This is a genomic window from Caballeronia sp. SEWSISQ10-4 2 (genome assembly GCF_030464885.1).
Classification (GTDB): Bacteria; Pseudomonadota; Gammaproteobacteria; order Burkholderiales; family Burkholderiaceae; genus Caballeronia.
In genome coordinates, this window is the sequence record NZ_JALPRJ010000011.1 from 55488 (window position 1) to 81315 (window position 25828).

General features: G+C 59.7%; 24 protein-coding genes. 18 read left to right on the forward strand and 6 right to left on the reverse strand.

Annotation, left to right across the window (positions count from 1 at the left end):
• The first annotated feature begins 2 nt into the window (after positions 1-2).
• The 6 genes from M0D69_RS09820 to M0D69_RS43715 all read left to right on the forward strand — a co-directional run bounded on the left by M0D69_RS09820 (position 3) and on the right by M0D69_RS43715 (position 7312).
• Complete coding sequence (locus tag M0D69_RS09820; RefSeq protein ID WP_301781832.1) at positions 3-1490, forward strand: efflux RND transporter periplasmic adaptor subunit; 1488 nt, start codon at positions 3-5, stop codon at positions 1488-1490.
• On the forward strand, positions 1487-4693 hold the full coding sequence (locus M0D69_RS09825) for an efflux RND transporter permease subunit (RefSeq protein ID WP_301781833.1): 3207 nt from the start codon (positions 1487-1489) through the stop codon (positions 4691-4693). The genes M0D69_RS09820 and M0D69_RS09825 overlap by 4 nt, the downstream gene beginning before the upstream one ends.
• Positions 4690-5040 (forward strand): copper-binding protein, encoded by a 351-nt coding sequence (locus M0D69_RS09830; RefSeq protein ID WP_301781834.1) that lies wholly within the window; start codon positions 4690-4692, stop codon positions 5038-5040. Before M0D69_RS09825 ends, M0D69_RS09830 begins: the two co-directional genes overlap by 4 nt.
• 203 nt (positions 5041-5243) lie before the next feature.
• Complete coding sequence (locus M0D69_RS09835; protein WP_301781835.1) at positions 5244-6305, forward strand: DMT family transporter; 1062 nt, start codon at positions 5244-5246, stop codon at positions 6303-6305.
• Positions 6306-6412: 107 nt separating this feature from the next.
• A complete protein-coding gene (locus tag M0D69_RS09840) occupies positions 6413-6697 on the forward strand; it encodes a hypothetical protein (RefSeq protein WP_301781836.1) in 285 nt (94 codons plus the stop codon).
• 411 nt (positions 6698-7108) lie between these two features.
• Positions 7109-7312 (forward strand): hypothetical protein, encoded by a 204-nt coding sequence (locus tag M0D69_RS43715; RefSeq protein WP_367619698.1) that lies wholly within the window; start codon positions 7109-7111, stop codon positions 7310-7312.
• Between the two features lie 319 nt (positions 7313-7631).
• Here M0D69_RS43715 and M0D69_RS09850 read toward each other — a convergent pair whose 3' ends face one another.
• A complete protein-coding gene (locus M0D69_RS09850) occupies positions 7632-8225 on the reverse strand; it encodes an H-NS histone family protein (protein ID WP_301781838.1) in 594 nt (197 codons plus the stop codon).
• 562 nt (positions 8226-8787) lie between these two features.
• On the reverse strand, positions 8788-9300 hold the full coding sequence (locus M0D69_RS09855; protein WP_301781839.1) for a DUF2934 domain-containing protein: 513 nt from the start codon (positions 9298-9300) through the stop codon (positions 8788-8790).
• Positions 9301-9497: 197 nt separating this feature from the next.
• Between M0D69_RS09855 and M0D69_RS09860 the strand changes: the two genes are divergently transcribed.
• The 3 genes from M0D69_RS09860 (at position 9498) to M0D69_RS09870 (ending at position 13487) form a co-directional block, all read left to right on the forward strand.
• Positions 9498-10091 (forward strand): J domain-containing protein, encoded by a 594-nt coding sequence (locus M0D69_RS09860; RefSeq protein WP_301781840.1) that lies wholly within the window; start codon positions 9498-9500, stop codon positions 10089-10091.
• Between the two features lie 346 nt (positions 10092-10437).
• Positions 10438-12447, forward strand: a complete 2010-nt coding sequence (locus M0D69_RS09865; RefSeq protein WP_301781841.1) for a bifunctional DedA family/phosphatase PAP2 family protein — start codon at positions 10438-10440, stop codon at positions 12445-12447.
• A 65-nt stretch (positions 12448-12512) separates the two neighbouring features.
• Positions 12513-13487 (forward strand): VTT domain-containing protein, encoded by a 975-nt coding sequence (locus M0D69_RS09870; protein WP_301781842.1) that lies wholly within the window; start codon positions 12513-12515, stop codon positions 13485-13487.
• 341 nt (positions 13488-13828) lie between these two features.
• On the opposite strand, the gene M0D69_RS09875 is transcribed toward M0D69_RS09870, so the two are convergent.
• Both M0D69_RS09875 and M0D69_RS09880 read right to left on the reverse strand, forming a co-directional pair.
• A complete protein-coding gene (locus M0D69_RS09875) occupies positions 13829-14212 on the reverse strand; it encodes a cupin domain-containing protein (protein WP_047895019.1) in 384 nt (127 codons plus the stop codon).
• Positions 14213-14265: 53 nt separating this feature from the next.
• Entirely contained in the window at positions 14266-15057 is a 792-nt protein-coding gene (locus M0D69_RS09880) for an IclR family transcriptional regulator (protein ID WP_301781843.1), read from the reverse strand.
• Positions 15058-15306: 249 nt separating this feature from the next.
• Here M0D69_RS09880 and M0D69_RS09885 point away from each other — a divergent pair, with 249 nt between their 5' ends.
• The 7 genes from M0D69_RS09885 (at position 15307) to M0D69_RS09915 (ending at position 22235) form a co-directional block, all read left to right on the forward strand.
• Positions 15307-16371, forward strand: coding sequence for an ABC transporter ATP-binding protein (locus tag M0D69_RS09885; protein WP_301781844.1), 1065 nt, complete (start codon positions 15307-15309; stop codon positions 16369-16371).
• Positions 16372-16441: 70 nt separating this feature from the next.
• Positions 16442-17776 carry a sugar ABC transporter substrate-binding protein gene (locus M0D69_RS09890; protein ID WP_301781845.1) on the forward strand — a complete coding sequence of 445 codons (1335 nt, stop codon included), beginning with the start codon at positions 16442-16444 and terminating at the stop codon, positions 17774-17776.
• 12 nt (positions 17777-17788) lie between these two features.
• Positions 17789-18730: a carbohydrate ABC transporter permease gene (locus M0D69_RS09895; RefSeq protein ID WP_301781846.1), complete on the forward strand. Its 942-nt coding sequence runs from the start codon at positions 17789-17791 to the stop codon at positions 18728-18730.
• 4 nt (positions 18731-18734) lie between these two features.
• Positions 18735-19595, forward strand: a complete 861-nt coding sequence (locus tag M0D69_RS09900) for a carbohydrate ABC transporter permease (protein WP_301781847.1) — start codon at positions 18735-18737, stop codon at positions 19593-19595.
• Positions 19596-19619: 24 nt separating this feature from the next.
• A complete protein-coding gene (locus M0D69_RS09905; RefSeq protein ID WP_301781848.1) occupies positions 19620-20738 on the forward strand; it encodes a mandelate racemase/muconate lactonizing enzyme family protein in 1119 nt (372 codons plus the stop codon).
• 3 nt (positions 20739-20741) lie between these two features.
• On the forward strand, positions 20742-21101 hold the full coding sequence (locus M0D69_RS09910; RefSeq protein ID WP_301781849.1) for an L-rhamnose mutarotase: 360 nt from the start codon (positions 20742-20744) through the stop codon (positions 21099-21101).
• A 360-nt stretch (positions 21102-21461) separates the two neighbouring features.
• On the forward strand, positions 21462-22235 hold the full coding sequence (locus tag M0D69_RS09915; RefSeq protein WP_301781850.1) for a class II aldolase/adducin family protein: 774 nt from the start codon (positions 21462-21464) through the stop codon (positions 22233-22235).
• A gap of 2 nt (positions 22236-22237) precedes the next feature.
• Here the strand turns inward: M0D69_RS09915 and M0D69_RS09920 are convergent, their stop codons facing one another.
• Positions 22238-23155: a LysR family transcriptional regulator gene (locus tag M0D69_RS09920; protein ID WP_301781851.1), complete on the reverse strand. Its 918-nt coding sequence runs from the start codon at positions 23153-23155 to the stop codon at positions 22238-22240.
• Positions 23156-23251: 96 nt separating this feature from the next.
• On the opposite strand from M0D69_RS09920, the gene M0D69_RS09925 reads away from it, so the two are divergent.
• Positions 23252-24445, forward strand: a complete 1194-nt coding sequence (locus tag M0D69_RS09925; protein ID WP_301781852.1) for an acyl-CoA dehydrogenase family protein — start codon at positions 23252-23254, stop codon at positions 24443-24445.
• A 13-nt stretch (positions 24446-24458) separates the two neighbouring features.
• Complete coding sequence (gene hpaC / locus M0D69_RS09930; protein ID WP_301781853.1) at positions 24459-24977, forward strand: 4-hydroxyphenylacetate 3-monooxygenase, reductase component; 519 nt, start codon at positions 24459-24461, stop codon at positions 24975-24977.
• A gap of 21 nt (positions 24978-24998) precedes the next feature.
• On the opposite strand, the gene M0D69_RS09935 is transcribed toward hpaC, so the two are convergent.
• Positions 24999-25703, reverse strand: coding sequence for an EthD family reductase (locus tag M0D69_RS09935; protein WP_301781854.1), 705 nt, complete (start codon positions 25701-25703; stop codon positions 24999-25001).
• Positions 25704-25828 lie beyond the last annotated feature (125 nt).

A 25828-nucleotide genomic window follows, 5' to 3' on the forward strand; every position in this document is an offset into this window, starting at 1 on the left:
CGATGAACAAGAAACACATGAGTCTCGCTGTCCTCGCGGCGGCAGCGTTGCTTGCCTTGGGATACGTGGCCGGAACCCACCGCGCCGATGCAACAACGACTACGGCGACAGCATCGCCAGGCGGCGAAAAAGTGGATGGTCGCAAAGTGCTTTATTGGCACGACCCAATGAAGCCGAACCAGCACTTCGATAAACCCGGCAAGTCGCCCTTCATGGACATGCAACTGGAACCCGTATTCGCGGACGAAAGTGGAAGTGGTGCAACGGGTATCAAGATCGATCCGGGTCTCCAGCAAAACCTCGGCATTCGATACGCGACCGCACGCCGCGTCGACGTGGCAACCGGCTTCGAGGCTATCGGCACGACGCAGTTCGATGAGTCGCTCGCCGACGTGGTTCAGTCGCGCGTGACGGGTTATATCGACCGCTTGTATGCCAACGCACCGATGCAACGTGTCGCCAAGGGTGCGCCGATTGCGTCGCTGTTTGTGCCGGACTGGCTCGCGCCTCAAGAGGAATATCTGGCGCTCAAGCGCAGCGGCATGGACGACACCATGCTCGCCGCCTCCCGCCAACGCATGCGAGCATTGTCAATACCGGATGGCATTGTTGCGAACCTCGAGCGCACCGGCAAGGCGCAGACGCACGTCACGCTATCGGCACCATCGGCTGGCGTGATCACCGAGCTGAACGTCCGCGATGGCGCGATGGTGTCGCCGGGCCAGACACTCGCGAAAGTCGCGGGCCTGAACCCGTTATGGCTCGTGGTCGAAGTGCCCGAGGCACTCGCGTTGCAAGTCAAAGCCGGCATGAGCGTCGATGCCGTGTTTGCAGCAGATGCCACGCAGCACTTCACTGGCCACATCCGCGAAATCCTGCCGGGAATCAGTACCGGCAGCCGTACCTTGCAAGCGCGTCTTTCCATCGATAACAAGGATCTGTTGCTCACGCCCGGCATGCTCATGCGTGCGCGCATTGGCGGCGTGGCGACTGCGTCGCGGCTGGTCGTGCCGTCTGAAGCGGTGATCACGACGGGCAAGCGCTCGATCGTTATCGTCAAGCAAGCCGATGGACGACTCCAGCCTGTCACCGTGGCGACCGGCAACGACTCGGGCAGCGATACCGAAGTGCTAAGCGGCTTAAGCGAAGGCGTGCAGGTTGTCGCTTCCGGCCAGTTCCTGATCGACTCTGAAGCGAGCCTCAAGTCCGTCCTTCCAAGGCTTGAGTCGGGACTGGCTAGCGGCGCGGCCGCCGCTGCTCAAACCTATGAGACGACGGGCAAGGTGGAAGCCGTCACAAGCCACGACATTACCTTCTCGCATCAACCGGTGCCTGCCTTGGGCTGGGATGCAATGACCATGGCGTTCAGCAAGCCTTCCGCGGCCGCGTTCTCCGATGTAAAGGCCGGTGAAACGGTGCACTTCGCGTTCAAGCAATCGGACGACGGTTATGAGCTGACGAAGGTCGAGCCAGCAGGAGGCGACAAATGATCGCGCGACTCATTCGCTGGTCTATTCTGAACCGTTTCCTGGTCTTGCTCGCGACCGTCCTGGTCACAGGCTGGGGCGTTTATTCGGTGACGCAAACGCCGCTTGATGCGCTTCCCGATCTTTCGGATACGCAGGTCATCATCAAGGCGTCGTATCCGGGAAAAGCGCCGCAAGTTGTTGAAGACCAGGTGACGTATCCGCTGACTACGACGCTTCTCGGTGTGCCGGGTGCTAAAACCATCCGGGCGTATTCATCGTTCGGCGACGCATTTGTCTACGTCCTCTTCGACGACAAGACCGACCAGTACTGGGCCCGTTCACGCGCGCTCGAGTACTTGAATCAGGTGCAGAGCCGGCTCCCTCAGGGCGCGGCCGTCTCGCTCGGTCCCGATGCAACCGGCGTCGGCTGGGTCTATGAATACGCGCTCGTCGATCGCACCGGTAAGCACGATCTCGGTCAGCTTCGCACGCTCAACGACTGGTTTCTCAAGTTCGAACTGAAGGCTGTTCCGGATGTGTCGGAAGTGGCGTCTATCGGCGGAATGGTGCGTCAATATCAGGTCGTTCTTGACCCCGACAAGCTTCGCGCCTACGGCATCACGCAATCGACCGTGACCGACGCGCTCAAGAAAGCGAATCAGGAATCGGGCGGTTCTGTTGTCGAGCTGGCCGAGTCGGATTACATGGTTCGTTCGTCGGGTTATCTGCGTTCACTCGATGACTTCCGCAGCGTTGTCTTGCGCACCAACGACGCGGGGACGCCCGTGTTGCTCGGCGATGTTGCACGTGTCCAGATCGGACCCGAGATGCGACGTGGCATTGCCGAGCTGAACGGCGAAGGCGAGGTGGCCGGTGGCGTGATCGTGATGCGCTCAGGCAAGAATGCGCTCACGACAATCGAAGCCGTGAAAGCGAAACTCGATACGCTGAAGAAGTCGCTGCCGGCCGGCGTGGAAGTCGTTACCACCTACGATAGATCGAAGTTGATCGAACGTGCTGTCGACAATCTGAGAGACAAACTTATCGAGGAGTTTGTCATCGTCGGGCTGGTCTGCGCGCTCTTTTTGTTTCATCTGAGAAGCGCTTTTGTTGCGATCCTGTCGCTGCCGCTTGGTGTGCTCGCAGCGTTCATTGTGATGCGCTATCAGGGCGTCAATGCGAACCTGATGTCGCTTGGTGGCATCGCGATTGCGATCGGCGCGATGATCGACGCGGCCATCGTGATGATCGAAAATGCGCATAAGCATCTGGAAGCTTTTGATCACGCGAATCCGGGTCGGCCGATTACAGCATCTCAACGATGGGATCTCATAGCGGCGTCGGCGGCCGAGGTCGGGCCTGCGCTGTTCTTCTCGCTGCTCATCATCACGATGTCGTTTATCCCCGTGTTCTCGCTCGAAGGGCAAGAGGGTAAATTGTTCTCGCCGTTAGCGTTCACCAAGACCTACACGATCGCAGCCGCGGCGTTGTTGTCGGTCACGCTGGTGCCGGTGCTGATGGGCTATTTGGTCCGCGGCCGCATTCCGCATGAGAACGCGAACCCGATCAACCGCGTGCTGATCCGGTTATACCGGCCATTGCTTGAAGCAACGTTGCGCAGACCGTGGGCAGCGATTGGTATTGCGGTCATTGCGCTTGTGCTCACGCTGATCCCGTTGTCGCGGCTGGGCGGAGAATTTTTGCCGCCTCTCGATGAAGGCGATCTTCTCTACATGCCGACCGCGCTGCCGGGCATCTCGGCGGAGAAGGCGTCCGAGTTGTTGCAGCAGACCGACCGGTTGATCAAGACGGTGCCTGAAGTAGCGACTGTATTCGGCAAGTCCGGGAGAGCCGATACCGCGACCGACCCCGCACCTCTGGAGATGTTCGAGACCACGATTCAGTTCAAGCCGCGCAGTCAGTGGCGGCCCGGCATGACGCCGGAAAAGCTGGTCGATGAACTGGATCGGACGGTGAAGGTGCCGGGTTTATCGAACGTATGGGTGCCGCCGATACGCAACCGTCTGGACATGCTGTCGACGGGCATCAAGACACCGGTCGGCGTGAAGATATCGGGCAGCGATTTGGGTGTCATCGATACCATCGCGACGCAAGTGGAGGCCGTGGTCAAGACGGTGCCGGGCGTCTCCTCCGCGCTTGCCGAGCGTTTGAACGGCGGCCGTTATATCGATGTCGATATCGACCGGCTTAAAGCCGCAAGGTACGGACTCGCTATTGCAGACATCCAGTCGGTTGTTTCATCGGCGGTGGGCGGGGAGAACGTAGGCGAGGTCATCGATGGGCGTCAGCGCTTTCCCATCAACGTCCGTTACCCGCGTGAGGTTCGCGACTCGCTTGAGAACCTGCGGCGCTTGCCTGTTGTCACGGAGCGGGGCGCGCAGATCATGCTTGGCGACGTCGCAACCCTAAGGATCGCCGATGGACCGCCGATGATTCGCAGCGAGAATGCACGGCTGGCGGGCTATGTGTACGTCGATATCCGAGACACGGACCTGCAGTCGGCAGTGACGGCGATGCAACGGGCAGTCGCGGAGAAAGTGATTCTTCCGCCGGGGTATTCCATCGCGTGGTCGGGTCAGTTCGAGTACCTGGAACGTGCGTCGGCGAAGCTTCGCACAGTGATCCCGGTCACACTCGTGATCATCTTCGTGCTGCTGTTCCTGACCTTCAATTCGGCCGCCGATGCACTGCTGCTGATGTCGACTGTTCCGTTCGCACTGGTCGGCGGGTTCTGGCTGATCTGGGGGCTGGGGCACGCTGTATCGGTGGCAACGGCAGTCGGGTTCATCGCGCTCGCCGGCGTGGCGGCCGAGTTCGGCGTGGTGATGTTGCTGTACCTCAAACGCGCGCTCGACCATCGGCTCGACGCGGGCAATGTGTTGACCGAGGCGCTTCTCTTCGACGCCATCCGCGAAGGCGCTGTGTTGCGCGTGCGGCCGAAAGCGATGACCGTCGCCGTGGTCCTCGCGGGTCTCATCCCCATCATGCTCGGCCACGGCGCCGGGTCGGAAGTGATGCAGCGTATTGCGGCTCCGATGGTCGGCGGCATGGTCACCGCGCCGCTGTTGTCCATGTTTGTCATCCCCGCTGCGTGGTTGTTGCTCAAGCGTCGCCAAGTGCGGCGCAGCGCGCAAGCGCGTAGCGAATTCGATGGTCCCCTTGGCGCTCACGTGCCCTCTACTCACTCTGGAGAAATGAAATGAACAAACTGACTTATATCGCGTTGGTTATGGGTGCCGCGTTCGCGGTATCCCAGTCCGCTGTTGCTGACGATATGGCCGGCATGAAGATGGGACCCGGCGCAACGAGTCTGGCAGCGTCATCCAAAGCTGCCTTGACCGATGCTGAGATCAGGAAGGTCGATCCGGCGTCAGGCATGGTTACGCTCAAGCACGGCGCGTTGGAAAACGTCGGTATGCCGGCCATGACCATGGCGTTCAAAGCCCGTGACGCGGCCATGCTCAAGCAAGCTCACCAAGGAGACAAAGTGAGGGTGCGCGTGGAGAACGTGGCCGGCACGATGACCATCGTGACGATGGAAAAGCAATAACGTCTACCGGGTCGTCTTAACGACAGGCCATGCTGCCAAGGCGTAGCCTGTCGATTAAAACTGGCAAAATGACACAAAGATCTGATGTATTCGACGGCGTTTGGGTTGCACGTGCACACGGCGTTATCGCGTAGCAGAACGCTACGGGCGCAGCGCCGAAACCTTCTCTAAAATCGGTGTTGATTCCCGAGCCAGGAACATCCATGTCCGTCCGCTACAACGCTGCGTTCACGGCACTTCTCGCTGCCGCCCTCTTTGGTGCGACGACGCCGTTAGCCAAGACGCTTCTTGGCACGATGTCGCCCTTCATGGTCGCGGGTTTGTTCTACCTGGGCAGTGGTGTTGGCCTGGCCGTTGCAATCGCGTTCCAGCGCATCAGGCGCTCCGAAAAAGAGCGCGCTAACGAGAGCCGGATTCAGTTGGCTGAAGTGCCCTGGTTGTTGGGCGCAATAGCCGCCGGGGGTGTCGCCGGCCCGGTTCTGCTGATGTTCGGCCTGAGCACCACGCCAGCCGCGACGAGTTCGCTGTTACTGAACCTCGAGGGCGTGTTTACGGCGGTCATCGCGTGGGTCGTGTTTCGTGAGAATGTGGACGTGCAGATTTTTCTCGGCATGGTGGCGATAGTCGCGGGCGGCGTTGCGCTGTCATGGCAGCCGGGCGCGTCCGGCGTATCCGCTGGCGCGTTGCTGGTTGCCGCGGCGTGTGTGTGCTGGGCGATCGATAACAACCTGACGCGCAAAGTGTCGACAAATGACGCAATGGTCATTGCCTGTCTGAAGGGGTTGATCGCCGGATCGGTGAATCTGGGCATTGCCCTTCTGCTCGGCGCGCATCTTCCCGGTTTCGGCAAGACGGCGGCGGCCATGTTCACCGGTCTGGCCGGATACGGTGTAAGTCTGGTTTTGTTCGTCGTCGCGTTGCGCAACCTCGGCACCGCGCGCACGGGCGCGTATTTTTCAGTGGCGCCGCTATTCGGCGTGACGCTCTCGCTGATCCTGTGGCCGGATATGCCGGGTGTTTTGTTTTGGGTAGCCGCCGCGTTGATGGTGCTGGGCGTGTGGCTGCATATTCGTGAGCGGCACGAGCACGCGCACACGCACGTGTTGATGGACCACAATCACCGGCACCGCCACGACGAGCACCACCAGCACACGCATGATTTCAAGTGGGATGGAGACGAGCCGCACACCCATCCGCATCGACATCTGCCCATGACGCATACGCATGGACATTTTCCCGATATCCACCATCGCCACATTCACTAAGCGTGGGATTTCTTCAATTCGTTTTGCCGTGCATCCAGCGTCGCGTCAACGCCGTATATAGCCTTGACGCGACGCAACCTCGCACTCGCGGCTACTGGAGAAAAACCATGAAAAAGGCAATGCGGAAGGTGATTCTGGTGGGCGCGTCGCTCGCGTCCCTGTGCGCTTCGGCGGCGGTATTCGCGCAAGGTGGCGGCAACGGGAATGGCGGCTCGGGCGGCGGTAATGCTCACGGCGCGGCCACGTCAGGAATGACTCATTGGGGCGACCCAGTTGCCACCCGGACGAATTCCATGCCGGCCAATATGCAATACCAAGGGATGGAAAATAGCGCCGACATGGGCGCGATGGCGCCGAATAGCGCAAAGGGCGTTGTCAAGAATGGGCAGTAGGGCAAAGCCGTGCCAGCGTGTACGGGACGCTGCGAAAGTTTCTTTCGGCTGAGGTATCGGCATCGCTTAAGGAAACACTGTCTTGTGCATAGCGGAGAGAAGCGAAGCCTTAGCCGTGTCTGGATTTAGCCGACGATATATTTCTTCCTCCACGCGCTTCGCTGTGTAATCCAGAGACACAATTGCGCTTGAACTAAGCAAAGTTGTTCGGCTCCTACTTAAGAAGCGCGGGAGATGATCACATGCTTAAGCCAATTGCATTATTCGCACTTGTTGCGTGTTTAGGCGGCTGTGCCGTTGCCCCGGGCTACGGATATCCAGACCCCTACGAAACCGGCTACGCGGCGCCCTACTATTACGGATATCCGTCTGTCTACGGCGGCGGCATTTACGTTGGCGGAGGATGGGGCGGTGGACATTACTTCAACCACGGCGGCTACTGGCATGGTTGGGACCACGGGAACGGAGGCGGCCATCATGGTGGCGGCGGATGGCACGGCGGCGGTGGCGGCGGGCAGTGGCAGCAGGGTGGCGGCGGACACGCTAGCGGTGGCGGGCACGGCGGTGGCCGGGGCTAAGAACAAGGTCCCGAGTGGCTTGCTGAACGACTACTAATGTCTGGCGCGTTCGACTTCCCGGATAGTTTGTCAGTAACCACTATCCGGCGAATGGCCCTTGCGCATCGCCCGGTTGATCTAATACCGAACGCAGCGTTCTCCGGTAAAGCTTTACCGCGGTCGTCATAAGCTCGGTCAAATTTTCCAAGCCCATCGTGGCCGAGTGACTTCGGGCAAAAATCATTTCGCCAGGATTGGCGCGCCCCTCGTTCATCGATGAAGGGCGCTCTCGCTATCCATTAAACGGCAGGTGTAGCCGATACGGCCAATGCGCGCTCGCCTGAATCCTGATTAGCCGCAGAGTTCGTCTTGCTTGCTCAGGTTGCGGATTTCTTCGTGGCGGAAGCCTTCTTCACCGACACGCGTTTTGTCGTTGTTTTCTTGGCTGCGATCTTCCTCGCAGGCGCATTCGCCACCGTCGCTTTCTTGGCGGCTGCCTTCTTGGCCGGCGCTTTTGCACTTAGCGTTTTCACTGCTACTTTCTTGCCGGAAACTTTCTTTGCTGCTTTCTTGCTTGCAGGTTTTGTCGCGCTTGCTTCAGCAGCATTGCTTTCGCTGTGACCAGCGATCAAGAATTTCGTGCGGTCCTTAACGTCTTTGATCCACAGCGGCGGCCGGGCCCAGCCGCTCCACGTGGCACCGGTTTTGGGATTGCGATACTTGGCGGCCAGCTTCCCGTTAGCCGCTGCTTTTTCCTTGGACTTGGACTTGGCTTTGGATGTTGTGCCCGCCGGTCGGCCGCGGGGCTTCTTTGTGGATGAGTGAGCGTCGATGTCAGTGGTAGTCAGTCCATGCTCATCCATAAGTTTGCGGATGTCGTTGAGGACGGATTGTGCCCGCTTCGCGATCATTGCTTCCGCTTGCGCCTGCAGCTTTTTCAGCTTGGCTTGAATCTGTTCCAGAGTCGGCATTATGGTTTCCTTAAGAGTGGTTGCCCGCACTATGCCATGTGCTCTCTGATTTCGGAAGCGGCTAATAGCGCCACAATATTTAAGGCGCGCAGGGCTTAATACACTTTGTTTCATTCCATGACAAACGACCAAGCTTTACCCCTAGCGCGTTGAATGCTTGGGCATCGATTCGCTCAGCTTGCGGCGTATTCAAATAGAGGGAATGCAGGTGTTGCCGCTCTTCGCCGAGTTATTCAATGACACGAGACCGATGACGGTTAACCCTCGTTTGTGAACGTGCAGGATACCGATGCAGATTGGCGAAACGACGGGTTCGGAGCGCGTTATTTAATATCGGTGAGGAGGCGGCCGATGGTGCGGCGGACGATGATGATGATGGTGTCTCGGCGGCGGCAACGGACGGCAGCGCCGCACATAATGCCCGTGGACCCAGACGCGCCGGCATTCCATCCGGGGCCGTGCGTCAGCTACCGATGGAATGGCGGCGCTTGCTGCAGCGGCCAACAAGACAACCGCGAAAAATCTTCGCATGCTTACTCCACAAAAACAGAGCGCCCTATTGCTACTTCTTCGGGGTCTTCGAAACCTTGGGCGCTGCTTTAGACGCCGGCTTGGCCGGAGCTTTTTCAACGGCCGGTTTTTTACCGGGTTTTTCCGCAGCCTCGGCGGTGGCTTTCGGCTTGGCCGTCTTAGCGGCGGCCTTTGGCTTTTTGGGAGCGGTATCGGCAGCCTTGGGTTTGGCCGCTGTCTTAGCCGCCGCCTTGCGCGCGACCTTCGAGTCGTCCTTGGGCTTGGCCTTGGTCTTTGATGTTTTGACGCTCTCCTCGCCGGGAGGCGTCACCTTTGACTTTGCCTTGACCGGCTTCTTCGCGGATTGCTTGATAATAGCGCTCGCGTCGGCAGCCTCATCGGGCGACGTAACCGGCACAACCGGCGCGGCCGCTGCAGCCTCTTGCCCGAGCAAGGCGCGCGCTTTCTCCCAATACTCGGTAGAACGTCCTTCTGGACGACCGTCCGCTTCCCATAGATGGTATGCGTGCAAACGAAGCTTTTCTTCCAAAGATTTGTTGTGCATTCCATTAACCATTTCGCGTATTCATGCGTTTATGTTACAGGAGCGTCGCCTCTTGTGTTGACGAGCAGACGCCGCATTCGGAGTGCTTTATTGCTTGCAGGATTGGTCCATGCGCCGCGCGCTTAGATCATGCCACGCTATAAAAATGTCTTTTTTCCCGTGCTAGGATGCTTCACGGATAAGTTTGAGGTATCGCGATGACAACCTTATATGACACCTTGTCCGTCTCGGAACATGCGACGGCCGAAGAGATAAAGCGGGCTTACAGGAAAGCGGTCATGCGTTGGCATCCGGACCGCAATGTCGGTCAGGAGCATGCCGCGCGCGCCGCATTCCTCGACATTCGAAATGCTTACGCCATTCTGTCCGACCCCGCGCAAAGGCAAGTCTACGACTCCGTTTTTGCTGAGGAAATGAAGCGGCAGGAGGAGCAGCGGCGGCGCGAGGAACAGGAGCAGGCAGAACGCGAGGCTGCGGCTCGCGCGGCAGAGGAGGCGGAATACGCCAGCACGGTCGCGTTGGCGATGCGCTTTGCCACGCAAGGGTATAACCGCGACGTGGTCCGCGGGGTGTTGCTGGGCCATGGTTGTGACGACGAGCTTGCTTGCCGCATCGCCGATAGTGCGCTTGCGCTACACGCGTCCAGGCAGGCCGAGGTTGCATCGGCGGAACCTGAGGACATCGCGCAGGAGACTCACGGCGATCAGCAAGAAGAGGACCCGATACCCACGGATCGCGTGCGCTCGTTTTCCGACATCTGGCTGCCTTTCTGGAACGTGCTGCGTTCGTAACCGAGCCGCTCTCCCAGACCGCTCTGGTCTTGCCAGGTCGCAGTCTTGCTACGTTCTCTGAATCAGAATCACCAGAGGCCTTCAAAAATCACCTTAAGCGTGACTTAGCGAGCGCTGCCTGGTCATATGTTCAGGTCGGGCGCGGCGTTCCGGAAAGCGGGCTGCCAGCTTCCCATTGCTTGACGAGAGAGCGTGCCTCGACACTAAAAGTCCTCGCGTACTTGTTCCCACTGTCGCTCGACGCAAGGCATCGGAAACTGGCGGGCATGACCGACGCAACAACCGCTTGTCAGGAACATAATCTGTTTAAAGTAAAAAACCAGGAAAAAACGGTCCGGAGATGCCGATGGAGCATGCCTACTTCAAATTGCTGCATGTGCTTTCGGGGCATCCCGCGTGGGCTCTCACGGTCGTATTACTGGCAGCATTTTTCGAATCCATTGCGTTTATCGGCACCTTCGTTCCGGGCAGCACCGCCATGTTCGTTGCGGGTGCGCTGGTCGGCACCGGTTCGCTCAATCTCGGCTGGGTATTCGCCTACGCCATCGCAGGCGCCGTAGCGGGCGATGCCGCAAGCTACTGGTTCGGCTGCAGCCATAAGGAAACCATCGCTAAGTTGTGGCCGTTCCGCGCACACCCCGGCATGCTGGCAGCGGGGCAACGCTACTTCGAAGCGCACGGCGCAAAAAGCGTAATCTTCGCGCGCTTCATCGCGCCGCTGCGGGCGGTTGTTCCTGTCGTGGCCGGGACGCTAGGGATGCGGCCGCTGCGCTTCCTCGTGATCAATATCGTTTCGGCGCTGATCTGGGCGCCCGTGCATATTCTTCCGGGTGTTGTCTTCGGGGCATCAATCGAACTGGCGGGGGCGGTGTCGTTCCGGCTCGTCGCCGTGCTTGCCATTCTCGTTGCCGTAACCTGGCTGACGTTCCGGCTGACGAGTCTCGTTGTGTCGCATGCGCGGACGTGGACGGACTCCTCGCGTCGAAGTCTGCTGCATTGGGCACGCCGCCATCACGGCGCAACGGGCCGCTTTGTCCTCGGCATTCTGGATCCCAAGCATCAGGCCGCTACGCTGATCGCGGTCATTTCCGTGTTGCTGCTCGCTTCCGCCGCCGTGTTCTTTTCCACGCTGCATGGCGTCTCGCACGGCGAGTCGCTGGTCCAGGTCGATGTGTCGGTCTATCGCTTTCTCCAGTCGTTCCGGTCCTCGTGGGGCGACGTGATCCTCGCCGTGCTCGCGACGCTGGGCAGCGTACCGACCCTCGCTGCGCTGACGGTGCTGGTAGTCGTGTGGATGACGTTTGAACGCCGCTGGCGCACTGTCGCGTACTGGCTGACTGCCGTCATGTTCTCCCAGCTATTGATCCTGGCGATCCAGATCACGATCCAGCGTCCGCTGCCGGGTGCGGTGGCGTCCAGCCTGCGCGCGTTTCCCAGCAATCACGTGGCAGCCAGTGTCGTGATCTACGGATTCCTGTCGTTCTTGCTGGCGCGTCGGGTGGGTGGCGTGGTGAGAATACTGGTCGCGATGGCAACGGTCGCCATCCTGGTTGCGGTCGCGTTCTCGGGACTTTATTTCGGCCACTTCACCTTCTCCGATGCAGTCGGCGGAGCCGCCCTTGCAGCCACCTGGGTCTTTGTTGTTGCGTTGACCGCCGTGTGGCGATACCCCGCGAAACCGATGCCGCGCGCCATGATGCCGGTGGCCGTTCTGGCGGTCGTGTGCGCAAGCGTCGCGTTGCAATTCAGGACGAGCCTTGAGGCGATGGCGGCTGAACCGGCACCGCCCGCTATCGTGGTGACGCCGTTGCAATGGACAGATACCGTGTGGCGGACCTTTTCTTGCTATCGGTCAGGCATGGACGGCGACCGGCTCGAACCGATCACCGTCCAATGGGCCGCGACGGCTGAGCAGATCAGCGTTCAATTGGAGCGCAGAGGGTGGACAGAAGGCACGCGTTTGTCCACGCACAGCGTCCTGTCGCTTGTTTCACCGAACGTGGCGGCCACGGCGCTACCCGTGTTGCCGAGGTTGAACAATGGCGAGCCGTCGGCGCTGATATTTACGCGCGCTCACATGAATGCCGACGAACGCGATGTCTTGCGATTCTGGCCGACTCAATATGCCGTGCAGCACCGGGGCGGACAGCCACCCACACCTATCTGGCTCGGCTCGCTGGTTCACGAGCGGCTGCTGCGGCCGTCGTGGCCATTCAATGTCTTGCGGCCGGACAAGCGAATCGATTCGATGATTGCAGCGCACGGAGAGGTATCGCCATGGCACGGCCTCGAGGTGGCGCGAAGCGCGGGCTGCGGCGGCATTCCCGTGACGCTCGTGGAGTCCGAAGGGCAGTGAGCTTTGAACACACGATGAAATGAAGTGGCGGCAGTGCGGGGTCGAATGCTCCAGGAGGCGAGTACTTGATACAAATTCCAGCATCGGCAATCGCAAACTGGGGAAGCGTGGCGGTCTTCGCCAATGTGCTGGTCACGCGGCTTGGTGCACCGCTGCCGGCTATCCCCGTGCTTATCTTCGCCGGTTCCGCGATCGCCGGCGGATCGCTGGTGTTCTCTCACGTACTGTGTGCCGCGGTGCTCGCAGCGCTGATCGGCGACTGTGTGTGGTTTTCGGCGGGGCGCATCTATGGACGCCGTCTGACTCATATCCTCGGGCGTATGTCCTTGTCACTCGATGCGAGTGTGCGGACCACGCGCGCCTTGTTCGAGCGTTTTGGCGTGCCGATCGTGGCGGTATCGAAGTTCGTTCCCGGTCTCGCGCTCATCACGCCGCCGCTGATGGGCACCACGCTTATTGCCCCGGCAGTGTTTGTTGCATGGGACGCTTTGGGCACAGTGGCGTGGGCTTCATTCTGGTTGCTTGGCGGCGCGTTGTTCGAGCGGCAGCTCGCGATGTTGCTGATGATGCTTAGGCCCCACGGCGGATCGATACTCGACGTGCTGGTCATGGCTGCCGTTCTGTACCTGACGTATCGATATGTACTGCGCTGGCGTTTTCGAAAGTGGCTGAGCCGCAGGATCGCCTCGCCGGAACGGCTTGACCGCATGATGCGTTCAAGCACGCCGCCCTTGATTCTCGATGCACGCACGGCGTCGGTTCGGCGCGAGGAGTCGTATCGAATTCCGGGGGCTTTGCTGCTTGACTTGAAATCGCTGGGGACTATGGATGCCAATCTTTCGGCGGGCCATATTGTTGTCTACGGCATGTATCCGAACGACGCGGCCGTCAGAAAGGTTCGCAAGCAGTTGCTCGAAAAGGGCGCGGTGAACGTTCGCGTTTTATACGGCGGGCTGGACGAATGGGTGCGCCTTGGTTATGCGGTCGAGCGGCTGCCACCGGATTTGGATGCATTCAACGTATCGATGGCGCCTTCCTAGCGATCACAGGTACTACAAAACTCCACGATCGTACTCGTGAGCCTTGGGCTGCTCAGAGCTCACATGCCCATTTGTATGCCTGCTTTAGTGGGGATGCGCGGACGAAAAACTCGTGGCTAAATAAGCCTAACGAATCAGACGGGGACAAGCTGACGCAAGTTCAGCGTAGGAGAAGCCGGTGACGACGCGACGGGGATAGAACAACGGGGGCGTGTAATCGGCGAGTGAAACGAAGCGAATTAGAAGTTAACGAGGGGAGAGGTAGCGTGCCGGCGGCTGGACGAGGCGAGACGTCTGGTCGCCGGATGCGCTGCGATTTTTTGCAGATTCATCAAGCTTAGTCACGCCAATTGCTGCGCAAGCGATTTCGTGAGCGGGCTGTCTACATCGCCGGTATGTTTGGTCGTCACCGGCTCGATCAATACAATCCAGCATTCCTCTTCCGCGACCGGATTATGCAAAACGCCGCGGGGCACAACGTGCATCGATCCTTCGTGCAGATGGACCGCTCGCTCGCCTTCGTATTCGATCCGCAAATTCCCTCGAACCACATAGAACAGTTCGTCTTCGCCCGCGTGGCTGTGCCAGACCAGTTCGCCCCGCACCTTGGCAACTTTCACGTATTGGTCATTTACCTGCGCTACGACCTTGGGAGACCAATACTCCGTGACGGCGTCGAACGCGGCCTGTAGATCGATAGGGCCGGCGGAAAAGGCCAGGTTCATATTCAATTCTCCATTTAATTAATTCCGACGCGGCAGAACGGACTGCGCGTGGTTCAGTTCACGCCCACACCGGGCTCCCAATACACATTTAACCCCATCAACTCCGTCAGCGTTTGCACTGCCGCTTTCATCCGTTCCCCCACCTCGTTCATCGAAGGCACGGGCGCTTTGTCGATGCGTTCTATGAACGGCGTCGTCAACGAAGCAATCGCGTGCCCGTTTCGTCCAAACACCGGATAAGCGAGGTTCTTCACGCCCTTGACCTGACGGCTAGGCATGCGCGCATGTCCGCGTTCCTTGATCCGTGCCAGATCCGCGGCAAGCTGTTTTGCGTCGACGGGCAATTCTCCATCCACGGGCACATGCAGCTTAAGCATCCGCTTGCGTTCCAGCTCTTCCTGGAACGCCATCAGTACTTGCCCTGAAGCGGTATCGGTCATGCCGATCAGCGTTCCCACCTTCAACGAAAAGCCCCAGCGCTCCGGGCTCTCCACGCCCGCGACAATCAACACGCGGCCGTCCTGATACACGCATAGATGGAACGATTGCCTGACGTCGTTGGCGAGTTGCGTCATCAACGGCAGCGCGGTGGTCACCAGCGACCGTACCGGTTGATGTCGATGAGCAAGCTGGAACAGCAACAACGACAACACGTATCGATCGCCCATCGCCAGCAGATAGCCACGCGTCTCCAGCGTGACGACCATGCGAAAAATCTCTGCTGTGGTGCGCCCGAGCGTCTTTCCCAGATCAGCCAGTGACAAGCCCTCTGGATGACCCGCCAGCAGTTCGATGATGTCCAGCCCCTTTTCGAGCGCCGGCGCCGAATATCGCGTGTTGTCCAAAACCCCTCCGTCCCTAAGCCAAGTGTCCGCCTTCTATATGGCGTGATTGTAGACCGGCGAAACCTTCACGTTCGACGCCATCGTCGACGGAAAAGGTCTTCTGCGGGTATCGGGAAAACACCGATGAAAATTCATATATGAAAGATCGTTTTATCTTTAAAATAAATTGAATCGGTGGAAAAGTGGTCCGCGAGATGTGCGAGACACGAAATCCGCAGCGCGGAGTGATTCGCATTGGAGGCAACGCTGATGGCTGAGGTGGCATTCAAACAGGTGCAGAAGTCGTTCGGCGCCGTACAGGTGTTGAAGCAGATCGACCTGACGGTTGCAGACGGCGAATTCCTCGTGCTCGTAGGTCCGAGCGGTTGCGGAAAGTCGACATTGCTGCGCGCGCTGGCGGGGCTGGAGGGCGTGACACATGGCCGGATTCTGATCGATGGCCGCGTGGTCAACGACTTGCCGCCGAAGGATCGCGACATCGCGATGGTGTTCCAGAACTACGCGCTGTATCCGCATATGAGCGTGCTGGAGAACCTGACGTTCGCACTGAAGCTGCGCGATCTGAAGCCCGATGAAATCGCGGCGCGCGCGAATCAGGCAGCGACCATTCTTGGGCTTCAGGATTTACTCGGACGCTATCCGCGCCACTTGTCGGGCGGTCAGCGGCAACGCGTGGCAATGGGCCGCGCGATCGTGCGCGACCCCAAGGTTTTTCTCTTCGACGAACCCCTCTCTAACCTCGACGCAAAGCTCCGCGTGCAGATGCGGGCAGAGATCAAGGCGCTGCATCAGCGCCTGCGCGCAACCACCGTATATGTCACCCACGATCAGATCGAAGCGATGACGATGGCGGACCGCATCGTCGTGCTGAATGGCGGCGTGATCGAGCAGATTGGTGCGCCGCTCGAACTCTACGATGACCCCGACAACCTGTTCGTCGCGAGTTTTATCGGCTCACCGTCGATGAATCTTTTTAGCGGCCGCTATGAGTTGCAAGGCAGCGGCGCGAGGGTACGTATCGGCGATTTCTCGTTGCGGGTGCCGGTGGTCAACGCTCGTGACGGCCAGGAAGTAACGGTCGGTGTGCGGCCGGAGCACCTGCTGGTAGCGGAGACGGGCGGCATTCCGTTCATCGTCGATGTAGTCGAACCGACGGGCGCGTCCACCGAGTTATTTGGCACGGTCGCGGGGCAGCGTTGTTGCGTCATCGCGAACGGCCGTTTGTTGTTGCGCCCGGAGCAGGGCATCCGGCTCGATGCCGAGCTGGACAACACCCTCGTCTTCGATACCAAAACCAGCCGCCGGCTGCGCTGAATAACCACGCAAAAAACCACACGAAAGCCGTCCCGCTCGACGTCACGGCTCATAACAAAGGAGATGAATCATGGGTAGGGATTCGATGAAAACCGGACTGAAGATCGCCGTGTCGGTACTGGCTTTAGCGGGTTTGATTGCCACCACGGTGGCACGTGCCGACAACGAATACAAGGGCTATACGCTGCGGGTCAAGCTGATCGGCGGCGTGCAATATGAAGCGCTCTACACGCGCATTCCGCTATGGGAAAAAGAGACCGGCGCGAAGGTGGAGATCGTCTCGCGCAAGAGCCACTTCGAGTTGGATCGCGAGTTGAAGCAGGACATTGCATCTCAGCATATCGACTATTGCGTGTCGTCGAATCATACGAATTTTTCGGCTCAATACCCGATCTTCCGCGATCTCAAGGGCCTGTTCCCCGCGAGCTATCTCGCAGCCTTCGCGCCTGCGTTGCTAAAGCAGTCCGAGGTGAAGGGCCAGCTTGTGCAGATCCCGCGATCGACGGATATAGAAGCGCTCTATTACAACAAGACCGCTTACGCCGATCCGGCGAATCGCGATGCCTATAAGAAGAAGTTCGGTCAGGACCTCACGCCGCCAAAGAATTTCGCCGAGTTCACACAACAGGCGACGTTCTTCACGAAGGCGCCGAACTTCTACGGTACGCAATTCCCCGGCAAGGATGAAGCGCTGACGGGCACGTTCTATTCGTTGCTGGTGGCAAATGGCGGTCAGTTACTCGATGCCAAGATGCAGCCGACCTTCAATTCGCCGGCCGGCGTAAAGACGCTCGACTGGTTCGTGAATCTCTACAAGGCGGGCGTCGTGCCGAAGGGCGTACCGAGTTACGTCTGGGACGATCTCGGCAACAACTTTGCATCGGGCAAGGTCGCGCTCGATCTCGACTGGCCGGGTTTTGCATCGTTCTATAACGATCCGAAGACCTCGAAGCTCGCTGGCAACGTCGGCGTGGTGCGTGCCCCGCTTGGCGCGGGTAACAAGCGGCCGGGCTGGTCGGGTTCGCATAGCTTCTCGATCACGAAGGTCTGTGCGCGGCCGGAAGTGGCGGCGAGTTTTATCCAGTTCCTGACGAGCAAGGATTCGCAAATGGTCGAAGCGCGCCTCGGCTCGATTCCTTCGCGCATCGATGCGCAGCAGGCCATCGTGCAGGAGTTCAAGACGAAGGACGATCACTTCATGGCGGACGCGGTCGCGACCTTCAGTCAGGCCGCCAAGGAAGACTCGTTCACGCCGCCGCGCATCGCGCAATGGAACGAGATTTCCAATGCGTTGTGGCCGGAATTGCAGAAGGCGATCATCGGCGATGAAACCTCGCAGCAAGCCCTGGATAAAGCGGCGAAGAAGGTCGCGGACATCATGCAGGATGCGGCCGATAACCAGTAACCGACGATCAACATGCAATCCAACACGCCTTATTCGATCGGCGGCGAGCCTGTGTTAGCCGTACCGCGCAGGCGGATACCGCTGCCGATCAAGCTGCTCATGCCCGCGTTCCTGGCGGTGGGGATCGTGGTGATCCTGCCGCTGTTGTTCTCGTTTTATACGAGCTTCACGGCGTATCGCCTTACCGATCCGGATACGCTGTCGCACTGGATCGGCTGGCGCAACTACGAACGCGCATTCTCGAACGGCGACTTCTGGGCGGCGTTCGGCCGAACGATCCTGTTCCTCACCATTGCGCTGAATCTCGAACTGCTGCTCGGCCTCGGCGTGGCCCTGCTGCTTAACCAGGTGACGAAAGGGCAGCGCGCACTGCGCACCGTGATGATGTTCCCGATGATGTTCTCGCCCGTGCTTGTCGGCTTCCAGTTCAAGTTCATGCTCAACGACAGCACGGGCATCGTGAATAACCTGATGCAGACGCTGTTCGGCGCAAAGTCGGCGTTTCCCTTTCTCGTCGATGCCAACTCCGCGCTGGCGTCGTTGATCGCGGCCGAGGTCTGGAATTCCACTCCTATCTTCGCGGTGATCCTGCTCGCCGGTTTGATGGCGTTGCCGAAAGACCCTATCGAAGCATCGAAGGTGGACGGCTGCACGTCATGGCAGACATTCCGCTATGTGACGCTGCCGTACCTGATGCCGTTCATCTATATCTCCATGACGATCCGTTCGCTCGATGTGGGCCGTGCCTACGACATCGTGCGCATCATGACAAACGGTGGTCCGGGCGGACGCACGGAGTTGCTCTGGACGATGGTTGGCCGCATCGCCTACGACGACTCTCGCATGGGTTACGCGAACGCGATTGCGTACGTCTCGGTGCTGGTGTCCATCCTCTTCACGCTGTATTTCTTCCGCAAGCTGAGCGGCGCGCGCAAACACATGGGGCCTGCCTGACATCATGAGCGATATGGCAATCAAGGGCGCGCTCGTGCGCAAGTCGGCCATGTGGTTCGGCGTGTTTATCGTGATGGCGATCATCTGCTTGCCGGGGCTATGGGTCGTGCTCAACGCGTTCCGTTCGAACGTCGCGATCCTCTCGAATCAATCGCCGCTGGTCGGCGCGAGTTACACGCTCGACAACTTCAAAAGCATGTTCGGCTACGGTCAGATGGCGTCGTTGCCCATCAGTCAGTACTTCGTCAATTCGCTGATCATCTCTTGTGTCAGCACAGTTGCCGCGCTCGCGGTCGGCGTGCTCGGCGGTTATGCATTCGCGCGTTTTGAGTTCAGGCACAAGCAGGTCATGTTCGTGGCGCTGATGCTCACGCGCGCGATTCCGGGCATCGCGTTGTCGCTGCCTATCTTCATGCTTTGGGCGTGGACCGGCCTGCTCGATACGCGCATAGGCGTGATCCTCGTTTATCTCGCGATGAATGTGCCCTTCACCGTATGGCTCATCGATGGCTTCTTTCGCGAGGTGCCTATCGAGTTATCGCAGGCCGCGCAGATTGATGGATGTAACCGCTGGCAGGCGTTCTGGCGCATCGAGTTGCCGCTTGCGAAGAGCGGGATTGCATCGGCGGGAATCTTTGCGTTTCTCACTAGCTGGAACGAGTTCGCGCTTGCCACGCAATTGTGCCGAAGCCCCGATACGAAGACGCTGCCCGTCGGACTGATGGACTTCACGGCGCAGTTTTCTGTCGACTGGGCCGGCATGTGCGCGATGGCCGTGATCATCATCATTCCGGCGATCGTGCTGACGTTCATCGTGCAAAAACATCTGATCGCGGGCTTGACGCTCGGTGGTGTGAAAGGCTGAACACGCTTTAAAGGAAATCAAAAAATGACAACGATAGACACCGTCGACATCCGTCAGGTCGACCTTCAACCCAAGGTCAAACGCACGGACGCGATCCAGTCGTTCGTGGTGCAGGAAACCGTGCTGGTCACCCTCCATTGCAGCGATGGCAGCGTGGGCACGGGCTATACGTACACCATTGGCACGGGTGGATCGTCCATCGTCGCGTTGCTGCACGATCATCTCGCGCCGCGCCTGATCGGGCGAGACCCCGCCGAGTACGAAGCCATCTGGCGCGACCTGTTTTTCCACTCGCACGCGACCGCGGTCGGCGCGATTACGAGCCTGGCGCTTGCCGCAATCGATACCGCTTTGTGGGACCGCAACACACGCGTGGCGAACCTGCCGCTGTGGGTTGCAGCAGGCGGATCGAAGCCGCGCACGCGCACGTATTCGACGGAAGGCGGGTGGTTGCATTTATCGGAGGCGGAGCTTGTCGATCAAACCTTGCAGGCTCGCGATGCCGGCTTTCACGGCGCGAAGATCAAGGTCGGCCGGCCGCATCTGGCGGAAGACACGAGACGGCTCGCAGCCGTGCGCGACGCCATGGGCGATGACTTCGAGATCATGATCGATGCCAACCAGGGCTTCACGTTATCCGAAGCCATTCGCCGCGCTCACGCGTTTGAACCGTTGCGCCTGGCGTGGTTGGAAGAGCCGATGCCGGCTGAAAATATCGCTGCACATCAGCGGCTTTGCGCGTCGAGTTCGGTGCCCATTGCAGTGGGGGAATCGATGTATCACCCGGCGCAATTCGCTGACTATCTGAAAGCGGATGCATGCTCGATCGTGCAGGCCGATGTCGCGCGCGTCGGGGGAATCACGCCGTGGCTCAAGGTGGCGCATCTGGCGGAAACGATGAACGTGTCCATCTGCCCGCACTTCCTGATGGAGTTGCATGTGAGTTTGTGCGCGGCTGTGCCGAACGCGACATGGCTCGAATACATTCCGCAACTCGATGCGCTGACCGGCAAGCTGGTCCGGATCGAGCAAGGTTATGCCGTCGCGCCGATGGAGCCGGGGATTGGTATCGACTGGGATTGGGACGCTATCCAGGCAACGCAGCGCACGCATGTTTCCGTCGATGCCCGCGCGGCGGCTTAAGCCATGAGCACGAACATCATGCGCCATTGCCTCGCACTCGATCTCCGCGATGACCCCGCGGTCATCGCGCAATACGATCGATATCACGAAGCGGTCTGGCCTGAAGTGCTGGATGCATTGCGGGCGTCAGGCATCATCGATATGACGATCTGGCGGCGTGAAACGCGGCTGATGATGTTGATTGAAACGGAGCCTGACTTCAGCTTCGACAAACTCGTGGCAGGGGCGGATGTTCATCCGCGCGTGACAGAGTGGAACGCGTTGATGGCGAGTTTTCAACGCCCGCTGCCGAATGCAACTAGCGCTGAATGGCAACCGATGAAGCTTGCATTCAACATGCAAGCGCAGATGAAGCGCGCGTGAATCAGGCGAAACGCACGAACACGGAAAACACCCATACCGCGATGCCGACTCCACCGACCAGGCATACGGCTACTGCGCACAAACGCCATAGGGTCTTCATCCGTCGTACCTAAAAAAAGAAGGCCGCATAAAGCGGCCTGAAGAGGGGTACTACAGGGGGATCAATGAGATCAATGCTAAAACGCGAGACTTAAGACAGCATTAAACCGCAGTGACCGCGCTCTGATCTTTGTTACCAAATGTATTGCGCATTGAAAAAGCCACGCCAACGAATAATGGACGCAAAAAATTCGTTCTGATAAAGTGAATTCAGAATTCCTTATCCGCTTGAAACTAAGTGAAGCCGACTTGGAGCTGAACATGACCGTCCTGGAAACCGCCGAAACGCGTCCGATCGTTTGCACCGATTCCGAATGGGCTGCGCGTCTTAAACTGGCCGCGACCTATCGTGTGTTCTTCATGCTGGGCTGGCACGAACTGATCTTCAACCACATCACGCTGCGCGTGCCGGGCACCAACGATCAACTCCTTATCAACCCGTTCGGACTCGCCTACGACGAAGTCACCGCATCGAATCTGGTGAAGATCGACCTGACCGGCAAAGTCCTCAGCGCCAGTCAGTACCCCGTCAACCCGGCCGGCCTGACCATCCACAGCGCCGTCCACGGCAATGTCCCGGATGCGCATTGCGTCATGCATATCCACACCACGGCAAGCGTCGCGGTTGCCTGCATGGAGGAGGGGCTGGAAGACAACAACATCTATTCGTCGCAACTGCACGGCATGGTCGCGTATCACACGTTCGAAGGCACGACCGTCCACGATGAAGAAAAATCGCGCATGGTGGCGTCGTTGAGTAACAAGCGGCTGATGATCCTGCGCAACCACGGCTTGCTCGCGCATGGCGCCACGCTCGGCCATGCTTTCGTGCTGATCTGGACTTTGAACCGCGCGTGCGAAATTCAGCTCGCGACCCATTCCATGCGCGGCAAAACGCTGCTTGTCGATCCGAAAATCAGCGAGCGCTCGACACGCGACGCGCTTCAATACGACCCACGCTTCGGCGGCGGAGATCAGGTTCTGGACGCATTGATTCGCCGCCTGGATCGCGCCGACACCAGCTACAGGCAGTAACGTCACGGCTGTACCGCGAACATGTCCATCAGGACATCGCGCAGCCACTGAATGCCGGCATCGCTTGCGAAGCGCACATGCGTGTGGATTTTCACTTCGATGGCCGGCAGATCGAAGGGCAACGGCAGCAACCGGAACGCGCGCCCACGATTAAAGCGCTCGGCAATGCTGCGCGGAAATATCACCGCGAGATCCGTACTCCGAACAATCTCCGGCGCCACCGTGAAATGCGGCAGGCGCAGCACGATATCGCGCTCCATGCCGAGTTCCGCGAGCCATTGCTCGATCATCCGATGCCCCGTGGCGTTCGAGCTTGCATAGACGTATCGCAAACCGGCCAGATCTTCCTTCGACGCCTTCTTCACCTTCAGCGGATGTCCCGCGCGAATCAGGCACACGTGTTCGTCGGAGAACAGCGTGTCGCTGATGCAGCCTTCCTCCAGCCCGGGCACGTAGCCGAGCGCAAGATCGATCTCGCCCGCGCGCATGGCGGCACCCGCCGACTCGGACGCGAACTGCACGATCTCGAAGCGAATCTTCGGCGCCGTGCTTTCCAATGCGGCGAGCAACGGCGGCAGGAAGTAGAACTCCGACATATCCGACATCGAGATCTTGAACACGCGTGACGCGGTCGCGGGATCGAAGTGGCCGTGCGCCTGCATGGCAAGACTGATGATGCTGAACGCTTCATCGAGCGGACCGTGAAGGCGGATTGCGGCCTCGGTCGGCACCATGGTTTGCGGCGTCCGGACGAACAGGGGGTCGTCGAACAAGGTGCGCAGGCGCCGCAGCGAATGGCTCACGGCGGGTTGCGTCAAACCGAGCCGTTCGCCCGCCGCGGTGAGGCTGCGCAAGTCCCAGATCGCAAGGAATACGCGCAACAGGTTGAGGTCGGTGAGGCCGCTATTCGTCGGGTTCATGGCATCCATTATTGGTGCGAATTTGACGCATGTGTGGGGCGATTCTATCTTGAGGGCAAGTCATTTCACCGATACAAACCCACGCCGGAGCTCCCGATGAACCTCGCAGACGATCCCAAGCTGGCGACCCTCACCCACGCATCGAGCGCGATTGCCAATCCGCTCGCCCTGGACGATGTCATCGCCGAAATCGCCGCGCGCCGCGATGAATTCGATCAGCTCTCGCACGTTCCTCGCGACATGATCGCGACCATGAAACGTGCCCGTATTTTCCGCGCAAGCACGCCAAAGTGTTTCGGCGGCGACGCGCTCGCACCCGCTGATTTCCTGCGCGTGCTGGAACGCATCGCGGTGGCGGACGGGTCGGCGGCGTGGGTGGCTGCGTTTGGCTCCGCCAATGTATATCTCGCGGCGTTGCCCGTGGAAACCCAGCGTGAAATCTACGCGAGCGGCCCGGACCAGGTGTTCGCCGGCGGTCTTTACCCCATACAACCCGCCGTTGCCGCAGCAGGCGGCTGGACCGTGAGCGGCCAATGGCACTTCGCGAGCGGCTGTAAGGGCGCGGACTGGATCGGCGTGGGCATTGGCGGGGCGCCCGCAGCCAGCGACAGTCCGAGCGCCGGCAAGCCGCTGACGGCGGTGTTTCGCGCGGAAGAAGTCGAGATCGTCGATAACTGGAATGTGGTCGGCATGCAGGGCACGGGCAGCCATGATCTGCGTTTGAAAGACAAGTTCGTCGCCGATCCGTGGACCTTCGTGCGCGGCAGCAGCGCGGTGATCGATGAACCCCTGTACAGATATCCTGCTGTTTCGTATCAGGCCGAAGTTCACGCGGCGGTCAACGTCGGACTGGCACGCGCGGCGCTCGATCTGGCCGCGGAGATCTCCGGCGGCACGAAAACCACGACCGGCGCGCCGCGCCTGGCGGATCGCGCGTACTTCCGCATCGAGCTGGGTCGCGCTGAAGCGCAATGGCGCAGCGCCCGCGCGTTCTTCTATCAAGCGTCCGAGGATGCCTGGGACGCGATCATGGCCGGTCACCCGGTTACGCTCGAGCAAGCGAGCCTGTTGCGCCTGAGCGCCACGCACGCGGCCCATGTGTGTGCGGATGTGGTCCAGCAGGCTTACCGGCTGGCCGGTGTCGCGGCAATCTACCGGAACAACCGGATGCAGCACCTCGTTCGCGATTCCATGGTCGTCACGCAGCACGCCTTCCTGGGCGAAGCGACCTACGACGGCGCGGGCGCCATTTTCGCGGGCATTGCGCCCGCGATCACGCCGTATCCGTAAGCCGGGAGACAGCATGAACGAAATCGATAACCGCAAGTTGTTCCGCGAAGCCATGGCGCATCTGTCGGCGGCCGTGAACATCATTACGACCGATGGCCCGCACGGCCGGTGCGGCATCACCGCGAGCGCGGTCTGTTCGGTAACGGATAGCCCGCCCACCATGCTCGTCTGCGTGAACCAGTCGAGCGCGGCGCACGCGGTGTTCGCGGGGAATGGCCATGTCTGCATCAATGTGCTGCCCGGTAATCATCAGGAACTCGCGCGGCACTTCGCCGGCATGACCAAGTTGCCGATGAACGCGCGCTTCGAGCAGCAGACTTGGACTGCGGGGCTCCTCGGCACGCCCGTTCTGGCCGATGCCCTCGCGAGCCTGGAAGGCCGTATTGTCGAAAGGAAGACGGTCGGGTCGCACTCGGTGATGTTTGTGGAAGTGGCCGACATGGTGGTGCGCCACGACGGTGACGGCTTGATTTATTTCGATCGCAATTTTCATCGGCTGGCGCGTGTGGCCAGCACGCCGGCCCTTTGCTGAAAGCTGAGCCAAGCTCGCGCGTCAGGCGTTCTTGAAGTCGCGCGCAATGCTGATCGCCGGGAAATGCGGGCTCGCGCCGCTGAACGGCGGGAAGTTCTTGAAGTCGGCGCGCATCTCGTGGCGCACCGGCGACGCCAGCGCGGCGTTTAACGCGTCCGGCGAATCGAAGACCACTTTGTTGCGCTGCATCGCGTTCGATCGCGCAACCGGCAGCGCGCCGCGATAATCCATCCGTGTGTAGATCTCGATCTCCCGAATACCGGGAAAACGGGCCATGATCGGCGGGTGACTATCGATGTAATGACCCAGCCACGCATTCAAATCTTCCGCAGGACCCTCGTAGCTGACCATGTAAGAGCAGCGCGTGTCATCGGCCGGTAGCGAGCCCGGATCGGGCACCGGAAAGCGCCGCACGGCCATGACCTGCTGCGTCAGATCGCATTCTTTCAACCCCGGCAAATTCAATAGCGCATGCGCCTTGCCGCCTTCGCGCAAGACGTTTTCCAATGCATCGATACTGTCGAAATAAAGCTGCAGCGTGCAACGCGGCGGCGCTTCGGCGTGCAGATACGGATCGTTCGCACCGCCTTCCACGGGCATATGGACCACGACGCGCTTGATGCCGGGGAAGGTCGCGGCAATGTCGTGAATCGTCTGAGGATCGACCGTTTGCGCCATCTCAGTCGTGGCGCGCTCGGTCGCAATCAGAAAAAGGCAGACATCCATGAATTTTTGCTTCCGGTCGGACAGGCGGACAACGATTTGGAAACGTCGCTTGACGAACACTGTTTCCGATAATAATCTGAATTCAGAATGTTGCAAAAAGCTTTGAGCGCAGTTTTTCGCGTTCA